17 protein-coding genes are annotated in these 14,644 nt (G+C 65.3%); 10 read left to right on the top strand and 7 right to left on the bottom strand.

Going from position 1 to position 14,644, the window contains the following annotated elements; genetic code table 11:
• Positions 1–36: 36 nt before the first annotated feature.
• Positions 37–390: a hypothetical protein gene (locus ACLIMP_RS09935; RefSeq protein WP_185997543.1), complete on the bottom strand. Its 354-nt coding sequence runs from the start codon at positions 388–390 to the stop codon at positions 37–39.
• Positions 391–522: 132 nt separating this feature from the next.
• A complete protein-coding gene (locus ACLIMP_RS09930) occupies positions 523–2,130 on the bottom strand; it encodes a phosphoenolpyruvate carboxykinase (protein ID WP_165913194.1) in 1,608 nt (535 codons plus the stop codon).
• Positions 2,131–2,381: 251 nt separating this feature from the next.
• Between ACLIMP_RS09930 and ACLIMP_RS09925 the strand changes: the two genes are divergently transcribed.
• The 8 genes from ACLIMP_RS09925 to ACLIMP_RS09890 are packed head-to-tail and all read left to right on the top strand — an operon-like array spanning position 2,382 to position 8,233.
• Entirely contained in the window at positions 2,382–3,176 is a 795-nt protein-coding gene (locus ACLIMP_RS09925; RefSeq protein ID WP_324694775.1) for a response regulator transcription factor, read from the top strand.
• Positions 3,169–4,746: a sensor histidine kinase gene (locus ACLIMP_RS09920; RefSeq protein WP_324694773.1), complete on the top strand. Its 1,578-nt coding sequence runs from the start codon at positions 3,169–3,171 to the stop codon at positions 4,744–4,746. Before ACLIMP_RS09925 ends, ACLIMP_RS09920 begins: the two co-directional genes overlap by 8 nt.
• Before the next feature lie 2 nt (positions 4,747–4,748).
• Complete coding sequence (locus ACLIMP_RS09915) at positions 4,749–5,183, top strand: HPr kinase/phosphorylase (protein ID WP_324694771.1); 435 nt, start codon at positions 4,749–4,751, stop codon at positions 5,181–5,183.
• A gap of 56 nt (positions 5,184–5,239) precedes the next feature.
• Positions 5,240–6,187: an RNase adapter RapZ gene (gene rapZ, locus ACLIMP_RS09910; protein ID WP_054441540.1), complete on the top strand. Its 948-nt coding sequence runs from the start codon at positions 5,240–5,242 to the stop codon at positions 6,185–6,187.
• A 55-nt stretch (positions 6,188–6,242) separates the two neighbouring features.
• Positions 6,243–6,650 (top strand): PTS sugar transporter subunit IIA, encoded by a 408-nt coding sequence (locus tag ACLIMP_RS09905; protein ID WP_132263101.1) that lies wholly within the window; start codon positions 6,243–6,245, stop codon positions 6,648–6,650.
• Complete coding sequence (locus ACLIMP_RS09900) at positions 6,647–6,925, top strand: HPr family phosphocarrier protein (RefSeq protein WP_324694768.1); 279 nt, start codon at positions 6,647–6,649, stop codon at positions 6,923–6,925. The genes ACLIMP_RS09905 and ACLIMP_RS09900 overlap by 4 nt, the downstream gene beginning before the upstream one ends.
• Positions 6,922–7,752 carry a TrmH family RNA methyltransferase gene (locus ACLIMP_RS09895; protein ID WP_324694766.1) on the top strand — a complete coding sequence of 277 codons (831 nt, stop codon included), beginning with the start codon at positions 6,922–6,924 and terminating at the stop codon, positions 7,750–7,752. The genes ACLIMP_RS09900 and ACLIMP_RS09895 overlap by 4 nt, the downstream gene beginning before the upstream one ends.
• Positions 7,753–7,801: 49 nt before the next feature.
• Positions 7,802–8,233 carry an META domain-containing protein gene (locus ACLIMP_RS09890; protein WP_324694763.1) on the top strand — a complete coding sequence of 144 codons (432 nt, stop codon included), beginning with the start codon at positions 7,802–7,804 and terminating at the stop codon, positions 8,231–8,233.
• 3 nt (positions 8,234–8,236) lie between these two features.
• Here ACLIMP_RS09890 and ACLIMP_RS09885 read toward each other — a convergent pair whose 3' ends face one another.
• The 3 genes from ACLIMP_RS09885 to recR all read right to left on the bottom strand — a co-directional run bounded on the left by ACLIMP_RS09885 (position 8,237) and on the right by recR (position 11,126).
• Positions 8,237–9,829 (bottom strand): DNA recombination protein RmuC, encoded by a 1,593-nt coding sequence (locus ACLIMP_RS09885; RefSeq protein ID WP_324694761.1) that lies wholly within the window; start codon positions 9,827–9,829, stop codon positions 8,237–8,239.
• A gap of 68 nt (positions 9,830–9,897) precedes the next feature.
• Positions 9,898–10,467, bottom strand: a complete 570-nt coding sequence (def, locus tag ACLIMP_RS09880; protein ID WP_185997548.1) for a peptide deformylase — start codon at positions 10,465–10,467, stop codon at positions 9,898–9,900.
• 62 nt (positions 10,468–10,529) lie between these two features.
• Positions 10,530–11,126: a recombination mediator RecR gene (recR, locus tag ACLIMP_RS09875; protein WP_185997549.1), complete on the bottom strand. Its 597-nt coding sequence runs from the start codon at positions 11,124–11,126 to the stop codon at positions 10,530–10,532.
• A 102-nt stretch (positions 11,127–11,228) separates the two neighbouring features.
• On the opposite strand from recR, the gene fmt reads away from it, so the two are divergent.
• Positions 11,229–12,137, top strand: a complete 909-nt coding sequence (gene fmt / locus ACLIMP_RS09870) for a methionyl-tRNA formyltransferase (RefSeq protein WP_324694757.1) — start codon at positions 11,229–11,231, stop codon at positions 12,135–12,137.
• A gap of 27 nt (positions 12,138–12,164) precedes the next feature.
• On the opposite strand, the gene ACLIMP_RS09865 is transcribed toward fmt, so the two are convergent.
• The gene (locus ACLIMP_RS09865; protein ID WP_324694755.1) at positions 12,165–12,677 is read right to left on the bottom strand and encodes a cupin domain-containing protein; all 513 of its coding nucleotides are present in this window, start codon (positions 12,675–12,677) and stop codon (positions 12,165–12,167) included.
• 96 nt (positions 12,678–12,773) lie between these two features.
• Between ACLIMP_RS09865 and truA the strand changes: the two genes are divergently transcribed.
• Positions 12,774–13,520 (top strand): tRNA pseudouridine(38-40) synthase TruA, encoded by a 747-nt coding sequence (gene truA / locus ACLIMP_RS09860; RefSeq protein ID WP_324694753.1) that lies wholly within the window; start codon positions 12,774–12,776, stop codon positions 13,518–13,520.
• Between the two features lie 108 nt (positions 13,521–13,628).
• Here truA and cobS read toward each other — a convergent pair whose 3' ends face one another.
• Positions 13,629–14,633 (bottom strand): cobaltochelatase subunit CobS, encoded by a 1,005-nt coding sequence (gene cobS / locus ACLIMP_RS09855; RefSeq protein ID WP_054441731.1) that lies wholly within the window; start codon positions 14,631–14,633, stop codon positions 13,629–13,631.
• Positions 14,634–14,644: the final 11 nt, after the last annotated feature.

Below are 14,644 nucleotides of genomic sequence, written 5' to 3'. Positions count from 1 at the left end.
CGTCCCGGGACAGGCCCGGGACGACGATAGACCGGCTTACTTCTTGCCGAAGAAGCCCTTCGCAAGGTCGGTCAGGTCATCCATGACGCTGCCGTCGCCGTCCTTGTCGAGAAAAGCGGTGAACTTCGCGGGATCGCTGCCCACCAGACTGGCGAACTGGCTGAGCGAGCCTTCGCCGCCGATCGCCGCGATCACCTGCTGGATCGTGCCGACACCAAGCCCGGTCTTTTCCGCCGCGAGTTGTGCGGTGTCGCCCTCCTGCTGATGCGCGAGGCCCAGCGCGGCGATCGCCTGCTCCGCCTGCGCGGGCTCAAGGCCGAGCTTGGAGGCGAGGTTAGCCACATCCGGATGGTCGCTGACTTGTCCAAGGATACCGTCGAAAAGTCCCATGGTCGTATCTCCTAGAGAGGGGGATGGCGAGGATGCACGGTCCTGATGACAAAACAAGGGCCCCGGAACCGAAGTTCCGAGGCCCTGTACTTAATTCGAGCCGAACAGCGCCTGTAAAGGCGCCATCGCCGCTCAGGCCGCGACCGGTGCCGCCTTGCGGACGCCTTCGTCGACATGCGCTTCGAACTGCGCGAAATTGTCGATGAACTGCTTCACCAGGGTCTGTGCGGTCTTGTCATACTCACTGCCGTCAACCCAGGCGCCGCGCGGGTCGAGCAGCTTGGTGTCGACGCCGGGAACCGCAACCGGAACCTCGAAGCCGAAGTTCGGATCTTCCTTGAACTCGGCATCGTTGAGGCTGCCGTCGAGCGCGGCGTTGAGCAGCGCGCGGGTCGCCTTGATCGGCATGCGCTTGATGCCTTCCATCGTGGCCTTGCCGCCCGACCAACCGGTGTTGACCAGCCAGCACTTCACGCCGCCCTTGGCGATACGCTCCTTGAGGAGGTTGCCGTAGACCGAGGGATGACGCGGCATGAACGGCGCGCCAAAGCAGGTCGAGAAAGTCGCTTCGGGTTCGGTCACGCCGATCTCGGTGCCCGCGACGCGCGCAGTGTAGCCCGAGAGGAAGTGATACATCGCCTGATCGGGTGTGAGACGCGCGATCGGAGGAAGCACGCCGTAAGCGTCGGCCGTGAGGAAGATGATGTTCTTCGGAACCGGGCCGAGGTTCTTTTCCGAGCAGTTCGGAATGAAGTCGATCGGGTAGGAACCGCGGCTGTTCTCGGCAAGCGAGTTGTCGTCGAGGTCGATCTGGCGGGTGTCGGGATCGATCACCACGTTTTCGAGCACGGTGCCGAAACGCTTCGTGGTCGCGAAGATTTCCGGTTCGGCCTCGGCCGAAAGGCGGATCATCTTGGCGTAGCAGCCGCCCTCGAAGTTGAACACGGCGGTGTCCGACCAGCCATGCTCGTCGTCACCGATGAGCGTGCGCGAGGCATCTGCCGAAAGCGTGGTCTTGCCGGTGCCGGAAAGGCCGAAGAACACGGCGGTGTCACCCTCGGGGCCGATGTTGGCCGAGCAGTGCATCGGCATCACACCCTTGACCGGCAGCAGGTAGTTGAGGATGCCGAAGACCGACTTCTTCATTTCGCCGGCATAGGCGGTGCCGCCGATCAGGATCAGCTTCTCGGTGAAGTTCACCGCGATCACCGTTTCCGAGCGCGAACCGTGCCGTTCGGGATCGGCGCGGAAACTCGGCAGGTCGATGATGGTATATTCGGGCTCGAAGCTTTCCAGTTCGGTTTCGGTCGGACGGACCAGAAGCGTGCGGATGAACAGGTTGTGCCAGGCGAACTCGTTGATGACGCGCACGTTGACGCGGTGTTCCGGCTGCGAACCGCCAAACAGGTCGGCAACGTAGAGCTGGTCCTTGTCGGCCACGGCAGCGAGGAAATCTTCTTTCAGCGCGGCGAAGTGTTCAGGCGTCATCGGCACGTTGGTCTTGCCCCACCAGACCGTATTTTCGGTCTCGGCGTCCTTGACGATGAACTTGTCCTTGGCCGAACGCCCGGTGTGCTTACCGGTCGCGACGACGAACGGCCCGTCGGCGGCGAGCACGCCCTCGCCGTTCTTGACCGCCTGCTCGACCAGTGGCGCGGTGCCCAGGTTCGCGAGCACATTGGCGCGTGTTTCTATGCCTTGACTGGCGAGCGAATACTTAAGGGTAGCGGTCAATGTCATCTCCTCCAATAAAGGCGCGACCGACCGAAACCGGACACGCCCCGACATTTGCGCAAGAATCGGGCTGCGAATAATCGCCACCCCCTTTTCCGTCAAATTTCCGCAAAGATAAACCAACCGAGGGGGGTAGAACGGCAACACTTCGACCATTCCGGGGCAATTTCGAGACGAGTCGCAAAACCGTGGACGGAACGTGCCCCAATCGCTAGTCACGGCGTTCGATTGCAATGGAAGGAACACAGGGCAATCCCATGGTCGAACCGTCGGCAAACCCCCAGCATTCGCCCTGCCAATCCGCCGGCGCTCCTGACGAGACGCCGCCCCCAGCGCCCGTCCGCCAGCAGTCGATCGCCCTCGTGGACGACGATCGTAACATCCTCACCACCGTGTCGATCGGGCTCCAGGCCGAAGGCTTCGCCACCCGGCTCTATACCGACGGCGAAACCGCGCTGAAGGCCCTGCTGGACAATCCGCCGGACCTTGCGATCTTCGATATCAAGATGCCCCGAATGGACGGGCTTCATCTGCTCCAGGCGCTGCGCGAACAGTCGCGCCTGCCGGTCATCTTCCTGACCTCCAAGGACGAGGAACCGGACGAGGCACTGGGCCTTGCGATGGGGGCGGACGACTATATCACCAAGCCCTTCAGCCAGCGCCTGCTGGTGGCGCGCATCCGGGCGATCCTGCGGCGCAGCGAACTGGTTCGCGGCACGAGCGAGGAGACGGTGGCGGAGAACCTGCCCGAACCCGTCATCCGCGGCCGTCTGCGCCTCGATCCGGCGCGCCATCAGGTGACATGGGACGCAGAGCCCGTCTCCCTCACCGTTACAGAGTTCCTCATCCTCGAAGCGCTCGCCCTGCGGCCCGGCGTGGTCAAGAGCCGCAACCAGCTCATGGACGCCGCCTACAGCGAGGACGTCTACGTCGACGACCGCACGATCGACAGCCACATCAAGCGCCTGCGCCGCAAGTTCCGCGCGGTGGACCCGGAATTTTCGGCGATCGACACCCTCTATGGCGCGGGCTATTCCTTCGCCGATGGCTGAACGTACACCGGGACGGCGCAAGGGATCTCTGGCGGTCCGGCTCGGGATGCCGTGGCGCGTCTCGCTGACCGCGCGCATCCTTGCCGTGAATGTGATCGCGCTGGCCCTGCTCGCGGGGAGCCTGTTCTACATCGACAGCTATCGGCGCGAACTGCTGGACGAGCGCTTCCGCCTCGCCCGTTCGGAAGCGGAAGTCGTGGCCATCGCCCTTGCCGGTGAAAACGCCGGCCGCCGGCGCGACCTGATCACGCGGATCGGCTCGGGGCAGGCATTGCGGCTGAGGCTGTTCAGCAACGACGGCGCCCTCGAAGCCGACAGCTTCACCCTTGCCCGCCCCTCCTACACCCTGATCGATCCCGCCACCGAACCGTGGTTCCAGGATGCCGCCCGCGCGCTCGACCGGGGCATGGACTGGGTGCTCGGCTCGCCGCCCGTCGCCGACTATCACGACGCCCCGCGCGCCGGCGCCTCGGCCTGGCCGGAAGTGGCCGCCGCGCTCGCCAGCGGCGAAACCGAGGTCTCGCACAAGGCCGCGCCGGACCGCACCCCCGTCATCATCGCCGCAACCCCTGTGGGCAATCGCGGCGAGGCGCTGCTCGTCACCCGCAACGCGCGCGACATTACCGAGAACGTGCGCATGGCGCGCCAGACGCTTGCCATCATCGTCGGCGGCGCGCTTACCGTCTCGATCCTGCTCTCGCTGTTCCTTGCCCGCACCATCGTCGAGCCGCTGCGCAAGCTGGTTCGCGCTGCCGTGCGCGTTCGTCTCGGCCGCGATCGCAGCGTAGTCGTCCCCCGCCTGCCGGACCGGCGCGACGAGATCGGCCTGCTCGCCCGCGCCATCTCCGACATGAGCGGCGCCTTGCGCCAGCGCATCGACGCGGTGGAAAGCTTCGCCGCCGATGTCGCGCACGAACTCAAGAACCCGTTGACGAGCCTGCGCAGCGCCCTCGAAAGCCTCGACCGGGTCGACGAACCGGCCCTTCGCCGCCAGCTCATCGGCATCGCCAAGGACGACGTGCGCCGGATCGACTTCCTGGTCACCGAGATCGCCGATGCGAGCCGGATCGACGCGCAGCTCAGCCGCACGACCTTCGAACCCGTGGACATGCTGCGGCTGGTCCGCGCGCTCGTGGCCGAACGCGAGCAGCGCGGGGTCAACGGATCGAGCATAATCAAGGTCGTGCGCGAAGCTGACGGCGACCTGCTGGTGGCGGGCGATGCCTCGCGGCTGGAGCGAGTATTGCAGAACCTGCTCGACAATGCCGTCTCGTTCTCACCCGAGGGAACGCCGATCGAGATCGCCGTCGGCCGCACCGAAGGCCGCCTCACGATCGCCGTCACCGATCACGGCCCCGGCATCCCCGAGGCGGCGCGGGAACGGATATTCGAGCGGTTCCACTCGCTGCGCCCCTCCGGCGAGGAGTTTGGCAAGCACTCGGGGCTCGGACTGGCCATCGCCCGCACCATAGTCGAGGCCCACTACGGCAAACTGCGCGCGACCGACCGCACCGATGGCGCACAGGGCGCCCGGTTGCTCATCTCGCTTCCCGCCTGGCAGAGCGCCTGACCTTGGCCGACGCCGTCCGCATTGCCAGGCAGTCCACCTGCGTCGCCATCGGCGGGCGCGCGGTGCTGATCGAGGGGCCTTCCGGAACCGGAAAATCGAGCCTCGCCCTACGCCTGATAGACCGCGGCGGCGAACTGATCGGCGATGACAGCGTACTGCTCGAAGCGCGGAACGGCCGGCTCTTCGCACAGCCCCATCCGAACACGCGCGGCCTGATGGAAGTGCGCAATCTCGGCGTGCTTCCCTTCGCTTGCCGCGATGAAGCGCCCGTCGCGCTCTTCCTCTCGCTCGACCGCGAGGCACCGCGATTCGTCGATTCGCCCGGCCGGATCACACTCCTCGGGGTCGATCTGCCGTACTTGCGGCTCCGGCCGGATGGCGATTCGCTCCCCCTCAAGACCGAACTCGCGCTGTTGCATTATGGTCTCACAGAGTGACCGACCGGCACGTCTCCCCCTTCCCTTTCCCCGGTTCCGAGCGCAAACAGCCCCCGATGCAAGACGACTCCCCCCAGGCTCCCCCCGCGCGTCCCCACAAGCAGAAAGTCCTGCTCGTCACCGGCATGCTCGGTGCCGGCAAGACGACCGTGCTCCGCGTACTCGAAGACCTCGGGTGGGAAATCATCGACAATTTCCCGGTCCGCCTTCTCGAGCGCATGATCGAGGGCAAGCCTTCGGACGATCCCTCCCCGCTGGCCATCGGCTTTGACTGCCGCACCCGCGGCTTCAATCCTGACCGCGTGATCGCCCAGGTCAAGGCGCTGGGCGAGCGTCACGACCTCGAGGTCACCACCCTGTTCCTCGACTGTTCGAGCAAGGAACTGGAGCGCCGCTTCAACGAGACCCGCCGACGCCACGCGCTGGCGGCCGATGCCCCGGTGGACAGCGGCATTCGCGCCGAGCGCGAACTGCTCTCCCCGCTGCGACGCTGGGCCGACATCCTGGTGGAAACCACCGAGTTCACGTCTAACGACCTGCAACGCACGATTCGCGAACGCTTCGCCGCCGATGAGCCCGAGGATCTCACGATCACCGTGTCCAGTTTCGGGTTCTCGCGCGGGATGCCACCGCTTGCAGATTTCGTCTTCGATATGCGTTTCGTCGAAAATCCCCATTGGGATTCCGAGCTACGCCCGATGACCGGGCAGGATGCGCCGGTCGGAGACTATATACGCAAGGACCCGGCCTTCGATGAGGCATTTGCGCGGATTCGCGACCTGTTGCTGCTGCTGCTTCCCCGCTACCGCGCGCAGGGAAAGGCCTATGTTCACATAGCCTTTGGATGTACCGGAGGGCGACACCGCTCCGTTTTTACCGCCGAACAAATGGCTGCGGCCTTGCACGATGCGGGATTTTCGCCCACATTGTTGCATCGCAACCTGGGCTCGCGGGCTGCTGATCTTCTCGAGGGGGGTAATTCTCGAAGGGGGGCAGTGGCGTGAAAGAACATTATATAACCCGGTCGCATTCGCAGGAAATTCGGAGCCTAATCCCAGCATGATCGGTATGATCCTGGTCACTCACGGCAATCTCGCCGAGGAATTCGTACACGCGATGGAACACGTCGTCGGGGACCAGTCGGCGGTGGCAACCGTCTGCATCGGTCCGAACGACGACATGGAGCGCCGCCGCAGCGAGATTGCCGAGGCAATTACTGCAGTGGACAGCGGCGAAGGTGTCATCATCCTCACCGACCTGTTCGGCGGCACTCCGTCGAACCTCGCGATTTCGCTGATGCAGGCCGGCAAGGTCGAAGTGATCGCCGGGATCAACCTTCCCATGCTGATCCGCCTAGCCAAGGCCCGCGCCTGCATGTCCGTGCGCGATGCCGCCGCGGCCGCGCGCGACGCCGGACGCAACTACATCACCATCGCCAGCGAATATCTGGGACAAGACGCCGCATGATCGACTGCCGTGAAACGGTGCTGATCGTGAACAAGCGCGGTCTCCACGCCCGCGCCAGCGCCAAGTTCGTCAACCACGTCGCCGAGCTTCCGGAAACCGTGCTGGTCAAGGTCGGCAAGGACGGAACCGAGGCTGCGGGGAACTCCATCCTCGGCCTGATGATGCTGGGCGCCGCCAAGGGCGATTCGATCGAGATCGCCTGCTCCGGCGATGGCGCGCCCGAAGCGCTCGCGGTTCTCGCCACACTCGTTCGCGACGGTTTCGGCGAAGAATGACGCCGTCCGACCGCGTGGCCTTCCGCCGCACAATTACCGGCTTCTCGAATCCGCTGGTCAAGTTCCTGCGCTCCCTGCGCGAGAAGAAGCACCGCAAGCGGGAAGAGCGTTTCCTCGCCGAAGGTCTGCGCCTGCTGACCGACGCGCGCGAATGCGGCATAGTGCCGGAAATGCTGGTCATGGCCATCGGCCGCGATCCCCATCCCCTGCTTGACGCGCTGGAAGACGCCGTGGCCGCCGCCGGGGGTGAAATCGTCGAAATGGACGTCGAAATCCTCGCCAAGGTCACGGGCAAGGACAATCCCCAGGCCGTCGCCGGGGTCTTCGCCGAATTCGACACGCGCATCGCCAATCTCGACCGCGCCTCGGCGCCGATCTGGCTGGTTGCGCAGGCGCTGCGCGATCCCGGCAATCTCGGCACGATGCTCCGCACCGGAGACGCCGTTGGCGCCGGCGGGCTGATCCTGCTTGACGACTGCGCGGACCCTTTCTCCGTGGAAGCGGTGCGGGCCAGCATGGGCGCCATCTTCACGCAGAAGATCGCCATTGCACGCTGGGACGAATTCCAGGACTGGCTTCGCTCCGGCGAAGGTCAGCTCGTGGCGGCCTCGCTGCGCGATCCTACCGACTATCGCCAGGCCCCTTATTCGGCGCCCTGCTTCCTGATGGTCGGCAACGAATCGCAAGGCCTGCCGCAGGCTTACGAGGAAGCTTGCGACTTGCGCGTCACCATCCCGATGCGCGGCAGGGCAGACAGCCTGAACGCCGCCGTGGCTGGTGCCGTGCTGGCTTATGAGGCGCTCGCCCATCTTGAGGGCGGCAACTGATAGCGGCGTTCATCCGGGCATCATCCCGGATGTGTAGAGTGGCGCCATCATGCGTGCCGTTCTTCTTGCTTTCTGCCTTTTATCGCCGCTCACCGCTTGCTCGATCCAGGGCGAGGATTCCCCGCTCGCCCGCACGAGCTGGCGCTTCGCACTGATCGACGGACAGCGGCCTGAATCCAACGATGCGCGGCTGACCTTCGCGGGCAGCAAGATGGGCGTTCTGGTCGGCTGCAACCGCATGGACGGGCCCTGGCGCATCGACGAGGAACGCCTGATCGCAGGCCCCCTCACCCTGACCGAGATGACCTGCACCATTCCGGCATGGGATCAGGAAAAAGCGGTCAACGCCCTCCTTGTCGCCACCCCTCGCTTCGCCATCGACGGCAATCACATGATCCTGCAATCGAGCGGCCACACCGCCGAACTCGTCCGAGAAGGCGGACCAGTCGAGCGCCCCGCCCGCAGTGCGAACGGACGCTGACGCCTACTGGGCCGCTTCCGGCAGGGACTTGGCCTCGGCGATCGCCTCGATCTCCTCCGCCACCGTTTCGGCACCGTAGCGCGGGGTCGATTCGATCTGCTGGACCTCATCGATCTCACGCTTGCCGATCTCGATATGCTTGTCGCGCAGGCGGCGGCCGGAACTGAGCACGTTACGCTCGAAGCTGCCGACGAACTTGTTGTAATTGTTGACCGCCGATTCCAGGCCGGCACCCACGCGCTTCATGTGATCCGCGGCCACGGCCAGGCGATCGTAAAGCTCCCCGCCCATCCGACCGATCTCGCGCGCCTCGCGCGCGAGGCCATCCTGACGCCAGACTTGCGCCACGGTGCGGGCGATCGCGACAAGATTCGTCGGCGTCGCCAGCAGCACCTTGTTGCGGAAAGCGAAGTCCCACAGTTCCGGGTCCTGTTCCAGCGCGGCGGCAACGAAATGCTCGCCCGGCACGAACATCACTACATAGTCCGGCGCATCCTCGAACTGGCTCTGGTAGCTCTTGGCGCCCAGCGTCTGGACATGGTTGCGCATCGAGGCGACATGCTGGCGCAGCGCGGCATCGCGGGCTACCTCGTCCTGAGCCTCGAAGGCTTCCTGATAGGCGTTGAGTGAAACCTTCGCGTCGATCACCAGCCGCTTCTGGCCGGGAATGTTGACGATCGCGTCCGGCCGCAGGCGGCCTTCGTCGGTATCGATGGAATGCTCGGTGACGAAATCGGTGTGTTCGGAAAGCCCGCACTGTTCCAGCACGTTGCGAAGCTGCTGTTCGCCCCAGCGCCCACGCGCCTTCGGTGCATTGCGCAACGAATTGCCGAGCCGCTGCGCTTCCTCGCGCACCTTTTCCTGCCCTTCGCGCATCGACTGGATCAGTCCGGTGAGCTGCCCGAACGAATCGACCCGCTTGGCCTCCAGTGCGGCGACCTGCTCCTCATAGCTCTTGAGCCGCTCGCCCACCGGGGCCAGCATGGTGCGGATGCGCTCGGCATTGGCCTTTTCGCTTTCCTCGAACCGCGCGCCCGCTCGGCGCAGGAAAGCGTCCTGGGCACCGGCCAGCACCTTGGCGCCGGCGTTTTCGAATTCCTTGCGAAGCGCTTCCTGCGCTTCGAGCAGAAGACGCTTCTGTTCGTCGAAATTCGCGGATTTTTCACGCAGGGTCGCCAGTTCCGAGGCAAGCTCACGCTGTTCGCGGCGCAAGGAATCCACCAGCCCGGCATGTTCGCCGCGCGTCCGTTCGAGAACCTGGGTGAGCTCGCCGCGCGTGCGATCAAGAACCTGCACATGCTCGAACCGGAGTCGCTCGACCGTTTCGCCATGGTCCTTGCGCAGGACCTCCAGCGCCGCGCCATGTTCGGTGCGGGTACGTTCCAGCGCGGCGGCCAGATCGTCGGCACGGCTGGCGCGTTCGGTGGCGCCAGCCAGATCGCGAATGGCGGCCCGGAAACGTTCATCAAGATCGCGCGCCTCGCGGTCGCGCGTCTCGTGCCGCATGCGCCATTCGGCGGCGGGCCGGGAGCCGAAGAACCAGCCGGCCCCGAGACCGACGACGAGTGCGAGAATGGCGGCGACAGCAATTTCCATTCCGGAACCCTATCCGGAACGTTTAGAGAACGCCAGCCCTTCTCGCAGCTTTTCCACCGAAGCGGGGATCAGGCGGCCTTGCGCAGCTTGTCCAGCTTCTTGAGCGCCATCTGGCGCTTCAGGCGCGAAAGGTGGTCGATGAAGAGAATGCCTTCGAGATGGTCCATCTCGTGCTGGAGGCAGGTGGCCATCAGGCCGTCCATGTCTTCTTCGTGCACCGTGCCGTCGAGATCCTGCCAACGCGCGCGGATGCGCGAGGGGCGTTCCACGTCGGCATAGATCTCGGGGACCGAGAGGCAGCCTTCCTGATAGACCGTGTGCTCTTCCGAAGGATCGAGGATTTCCGGATTGATGAAGATCCGGGGCTCGTTCTTCGTCGGCTGGTGCGTGTGGTGATGATCGCCGTGAGCGGTGCACACTTCGGGCTCCGCATCCTCGTCGTCCGGCTGAAGGTCGATCACGAGAACGCGCAGCGGCACGCCGACCTGGATGGCGGCAAGACCGATGCCCGGCGCATCATACATGGTCTCGAACATGTCCTCGACGAGCGTCTTGAGCTCGTCGTCGAACTTTTCGACGGGGACCGAAACCTGCTTGAGACGCGGATCGGGAACTTCGAGGATTTCACGGATAGCCATGGGCCGCAGATAATCGCGGACGGCCATTTTCGCAAGATGGGCCCTGCGATGACAGTGATCGGCTAACTTACCGGCCGCCGGGCACGGATCGCCTGTGCAAGCGTTCCCTCGTCCAGATAGTCAAGCTCGCCGCCTACCGGGAGGCCATGTGCAAGCTGGGTGATGCGGACCGGAAGTCCCTCCAGACGCTCGGCAATGTAGTGCGCGGTGGTCTGGCCTTCGAGTGTGGCGTTCATGGCCAGGACGACCTCGTCGACCCCGCCTGCCTCCACGCGCTGCAGCAGGCGATCGATACTCAGGTCTTCCGGGCGAACGCCGTCCAGCGCCGAAAGACGACCGCCCAGGACATGATAGCGCCCGTTGAACAGCCGCGCACGATCGAGCGCCCAGAGATCCGCCACTTCCTCGACCACGCAGAGCGAAGCCGCATCGCGGCGCGAATCGGCGCAGATACCGCAGGGATTCGTCGTGTCGATATTGCCGCAAATCCCGCACTCGACGAGCGCTTCCCTTACGGCAGCCAGAGCATCGACGAGTTGCAGAAGCGAGGTCTCGCGCCGCTTGATGAGCCACAGCACCGCCCGGCGTGCGGAACGCGGACCAAGGCCGGGAAGGCGCGACAGCGCGGCGGTAAGCGTCTCGATCTCTTGCGATGCCATGGCCAATTCCCTAACCGCTCGGGAACTGCTTGTCGAAGCCCCATGCGCCACTTGCGCACGAAATGCCCTTCGACGGGCCCAGAGTGAGCGGAGTAACCGGTTTTGCGCATCGTCTTCATGGGAACGCCCGAATTTGCGGTGCCCGCGCTCGTCGCGCTGGTCGAGGCGGGGCACGAGGTCGTGGCCGCCTATAGCCAGCCGCCACGCCCCGGCGGGCGCCGAGGGAAGGAACTGACCCCCTCCCCTGTCCACAAGGAATCCGAAGCACGCGGGATCGAGGTGCGCGCGCCCGTTTCGCTCAAGAGCGCGGAGGAGCAGGAGATATTCGCCGCGCTCGGCGCAGATATCGCCATCGTCGCCGCCTATGGCCTGCTGCTGCCGCAGGCCGTGCTTGATGCGCCGCGGCTGGGCTGCCTCAACATCCACGCCTCGATCCTGCCCCGCTGGCGCGGCGCGGCGCCGATCCAGCGGGCGATCCTCGCAGGCGATCCCACCACCGGCGTCACCATCATGCAAATGGAAGCCGGCCTCGACACCGGACCGATGCTGGCAACGCTGCGCACCACGATCGACCGCAAGACCGCCGGAGACCTGACCGCCGAACTGGCCGAAAAGGGTGCTCAGCTCATGGTCGGCACCTTGCGCGATCTTGCCGTTCACCGCGCCGTCACCCAGCCCGAGGACGGAGTGACTTACGCCCGCAAGATCGACAAGGCCGAGGCCCGGATCGACTTCACCCAGTCCGCCGTGCAAGCCGAACGGCAGGTGCGCGCCTTCATGCCCGCGCCCGGCGCGTTCTTCGAACTTGACGGGGAACGGTACAAGGTGCTGGCGGCCGATCTGGCCGAAGGTTCGGGCGAGCCCGGCACCGCGCTTGACGACGCCCTCACTGTCGCCTGCGCAGAGGGCGCGATCCGCGTGACTCGGATCCAGCGCGCGGGCAAGCCGCCGATGGCGACGGCAGACCTGCTGCGCGGGCGGCCGATCCCCGCGGGCACGCATCTGGGCTGATTGCCGAACCCGCCCGCTCCCCGCAGGTCACGGCATGCGGCGGACGGGCGGCGGCTCGCTCGCCCAGCGGTCCTGCGCCTCGCGGACACGCTGCGCGGCCCTGGACCAGCCTTCCGGAGATTTGTCGCGCACGCGGATGTCGAAGGTGTCGGCAGCGCGAAATTCGAGGACCTCGGCGCCTTCCGGTCCGGCGACATAGGCATAGGGCACCTCGCTCCCCACGAAGAAGCCATCGCCCGACACCAGCGTTTCCGTGCCGAGTTCCACGCTTCCGGCCACGATGTAGTACAGGCAGTCGCAATCGTGGCTATGGAGCGGAAGCGCGAAGCCGCTCTTCAACCGGAGCCGCGCCAGGCTCATGCCCGGGCGGCGGTAAGGCACGTCGACATGTTCGCCGGTTTCCGGACCGGCCCCGGCGAACAGCGGCAACGCGGCGATCATGTTCGGGGCCTCACCCGCAAGCGTCATGCAGCCGCAGTCATCCAGCGAGGGCGCTTCCCGGCCCCGGAATATCTCGAAACGTGAAGCCTGTTCGGCCATTTGCGCTCTCCTCAACGGCGGGGGACGAGGATGCCCCGCGCGCCGCCTCGCGCCAAGCCGTTTGCAGAGCGCGCGCAGTCCTGTATCGGCGGCGCGATGACCCGCTTTGCCCTCACTCTCGAATTCGACGGCGCCCCCTACATGGGCCTTCAACGCCAGGCGCATGGCCCCTCGGTACAACAGAGCGTCGAGGAAGCGGCTTTCGCCCTCACCGGGGAAACCACGAGCATGCACGCCGCCGGCCGCACCGATGCGGGCGTCCACGCGCTGGGCATGAGAGCGCATATCGACATCGACAAGCCGTTCACGCCCTTCCAGTTCATGGAGGGGATGAACGCGCGGCTTCGCCCTCATCCCATCGCGGTCGTCGCCTGCGAGATCGTGCCGGACGACTGGCACGCCCGGTTCGCCTGCATCGGCCGCGCCTATATCTACCGCATCGCCAACCGCCGCGCGCCGCTCACGCTGGAGCGCGGCAAGGCATGGCAGGTGGCCAAGCCGCTTGATGAAGCGGCCATGCACCGCGCCGCGCAGATGCTGGTCGGACTGCACGACTTCACGACATTCCGCTCGGCCCATTGCCAGTCGCAAAGCCCGCTCAAGACCCTCGACCGACTGGACGTGCGGCGCGAAGGCGAAATGGTGCTGATCGAGGCGGAGGCGCGCAGCTTCCTGCATCACCAGGTGCGCTCGATGGTCGGTTGCCTCGCCCTGGTGGGAATGGGCCGCTGGAGGGAGCACCAGATCGCCGAGGCGCTGGAAGCGCGCGACCGACAGGCGCTGGGCCTCAATTCGCCGCCGGACGGGCTCTACTTCGTGAAGGCGATCTACCCCGAGGGCTGATCGCCTTCGCCTGTCACCCACGCTTCGCCGGCTGCGATCACGGCCCTGCGGTGGACAAAAAAAGGGAGGCCGCAGCCTCCCTTTTCCTGTTCGTGATGACGGTAAGTCTCAGGCCTTGCCGACCACGCTCTCGGGCAGGTCGTTGCCGAACACGCGCTGGTAGTATTCGGCCACCATCACGCGCTCGGTCTCGTCGCACTTGTTGAGGAACGAGAGGCGGAAGGCGAAGCCCACATCGTTGAAGATTGCCGAATTCTGTGCCCAGGTGATGACCGTGCGCGGGCTCATCACCGTGGAAATGTCTCCGTTCATGAAGCCCTGACGCGTGAAGTCCGCAACCTTGACCATGTTCGCGACGACCTTGGCATCGACCTGCGGCACCTTCTTGGTGACGATGTCGGTCTCGACCGGTTCCGGCAGGTAATTCAGCCCGACCACCAGGTTCCAGCGGTCCATCTGGCCCTGGTTGATCTGCTGGGTGCCGTGATAGAGGCCGGAGGTATCGCCCAGCCCGACCGTGTTGGCGGTGGCGAAGAGGCGGAAATTCCTGTCCGGGCGGATCACGCGGTTCTGGTCAAGCAGGGTCAGCTTGCCTTCGGTTTCCAGGATGCGCTGGATCACGAACATCACGTCCGGGCGGCCGGCGTCGTATTCGTCGAACACCAGCGCCACCGGGTGCTGGAGCGCCCAGGGCAGCAGGCCTTCGCGGAATTCGGTGACCTGGAGACCGTCGCGCAGCACGATGGCATCGCGGCCGATCAGGTCGATACGGCTGATATGCGCATCGAGGTTGATGCGGATGCATGGCCACTTGAGACGCGCGGCCACCTGTTCGATGTGCGTCGACTTGCCGGTACCATGGTAGCCCTGCACCATGACGCGGCGGTTGTAGGCAAAGCCCGCAAGGATCGCGAGCGTGGTGTCCGGGTCGAAGACGTAAGTCTCGTCAAGGTCGGGAACGCGCTCGTCGGCGACGGAGAAGGCAGGTACCTTCCAGTCGATATCGACTCCGAAGGTCTCGCGCACGTCGAGTTCGATGTCGGGAGCAGCCAGCACGGTGGCGTCTCGTGACTCGGGGCGGTTCTCGGCTTTCATGGTCTCGGTCTCAGTCATCGTTGCACTCG

Source organism: Novosphingobium aeonii, assembly GCF_052279045.1.
In the GTDB taxonomy this organism is placed as follows: Bacteria; Pseudomonadota; Alphaproteobacteria; order Sphingomonadales; family Sphingomonadaceae; genus Novosphingobium.
Note: the sequence above shows the minus strand (reverse complement) of the source record. Positions and strands in the feature narration are given on the sequence as shown.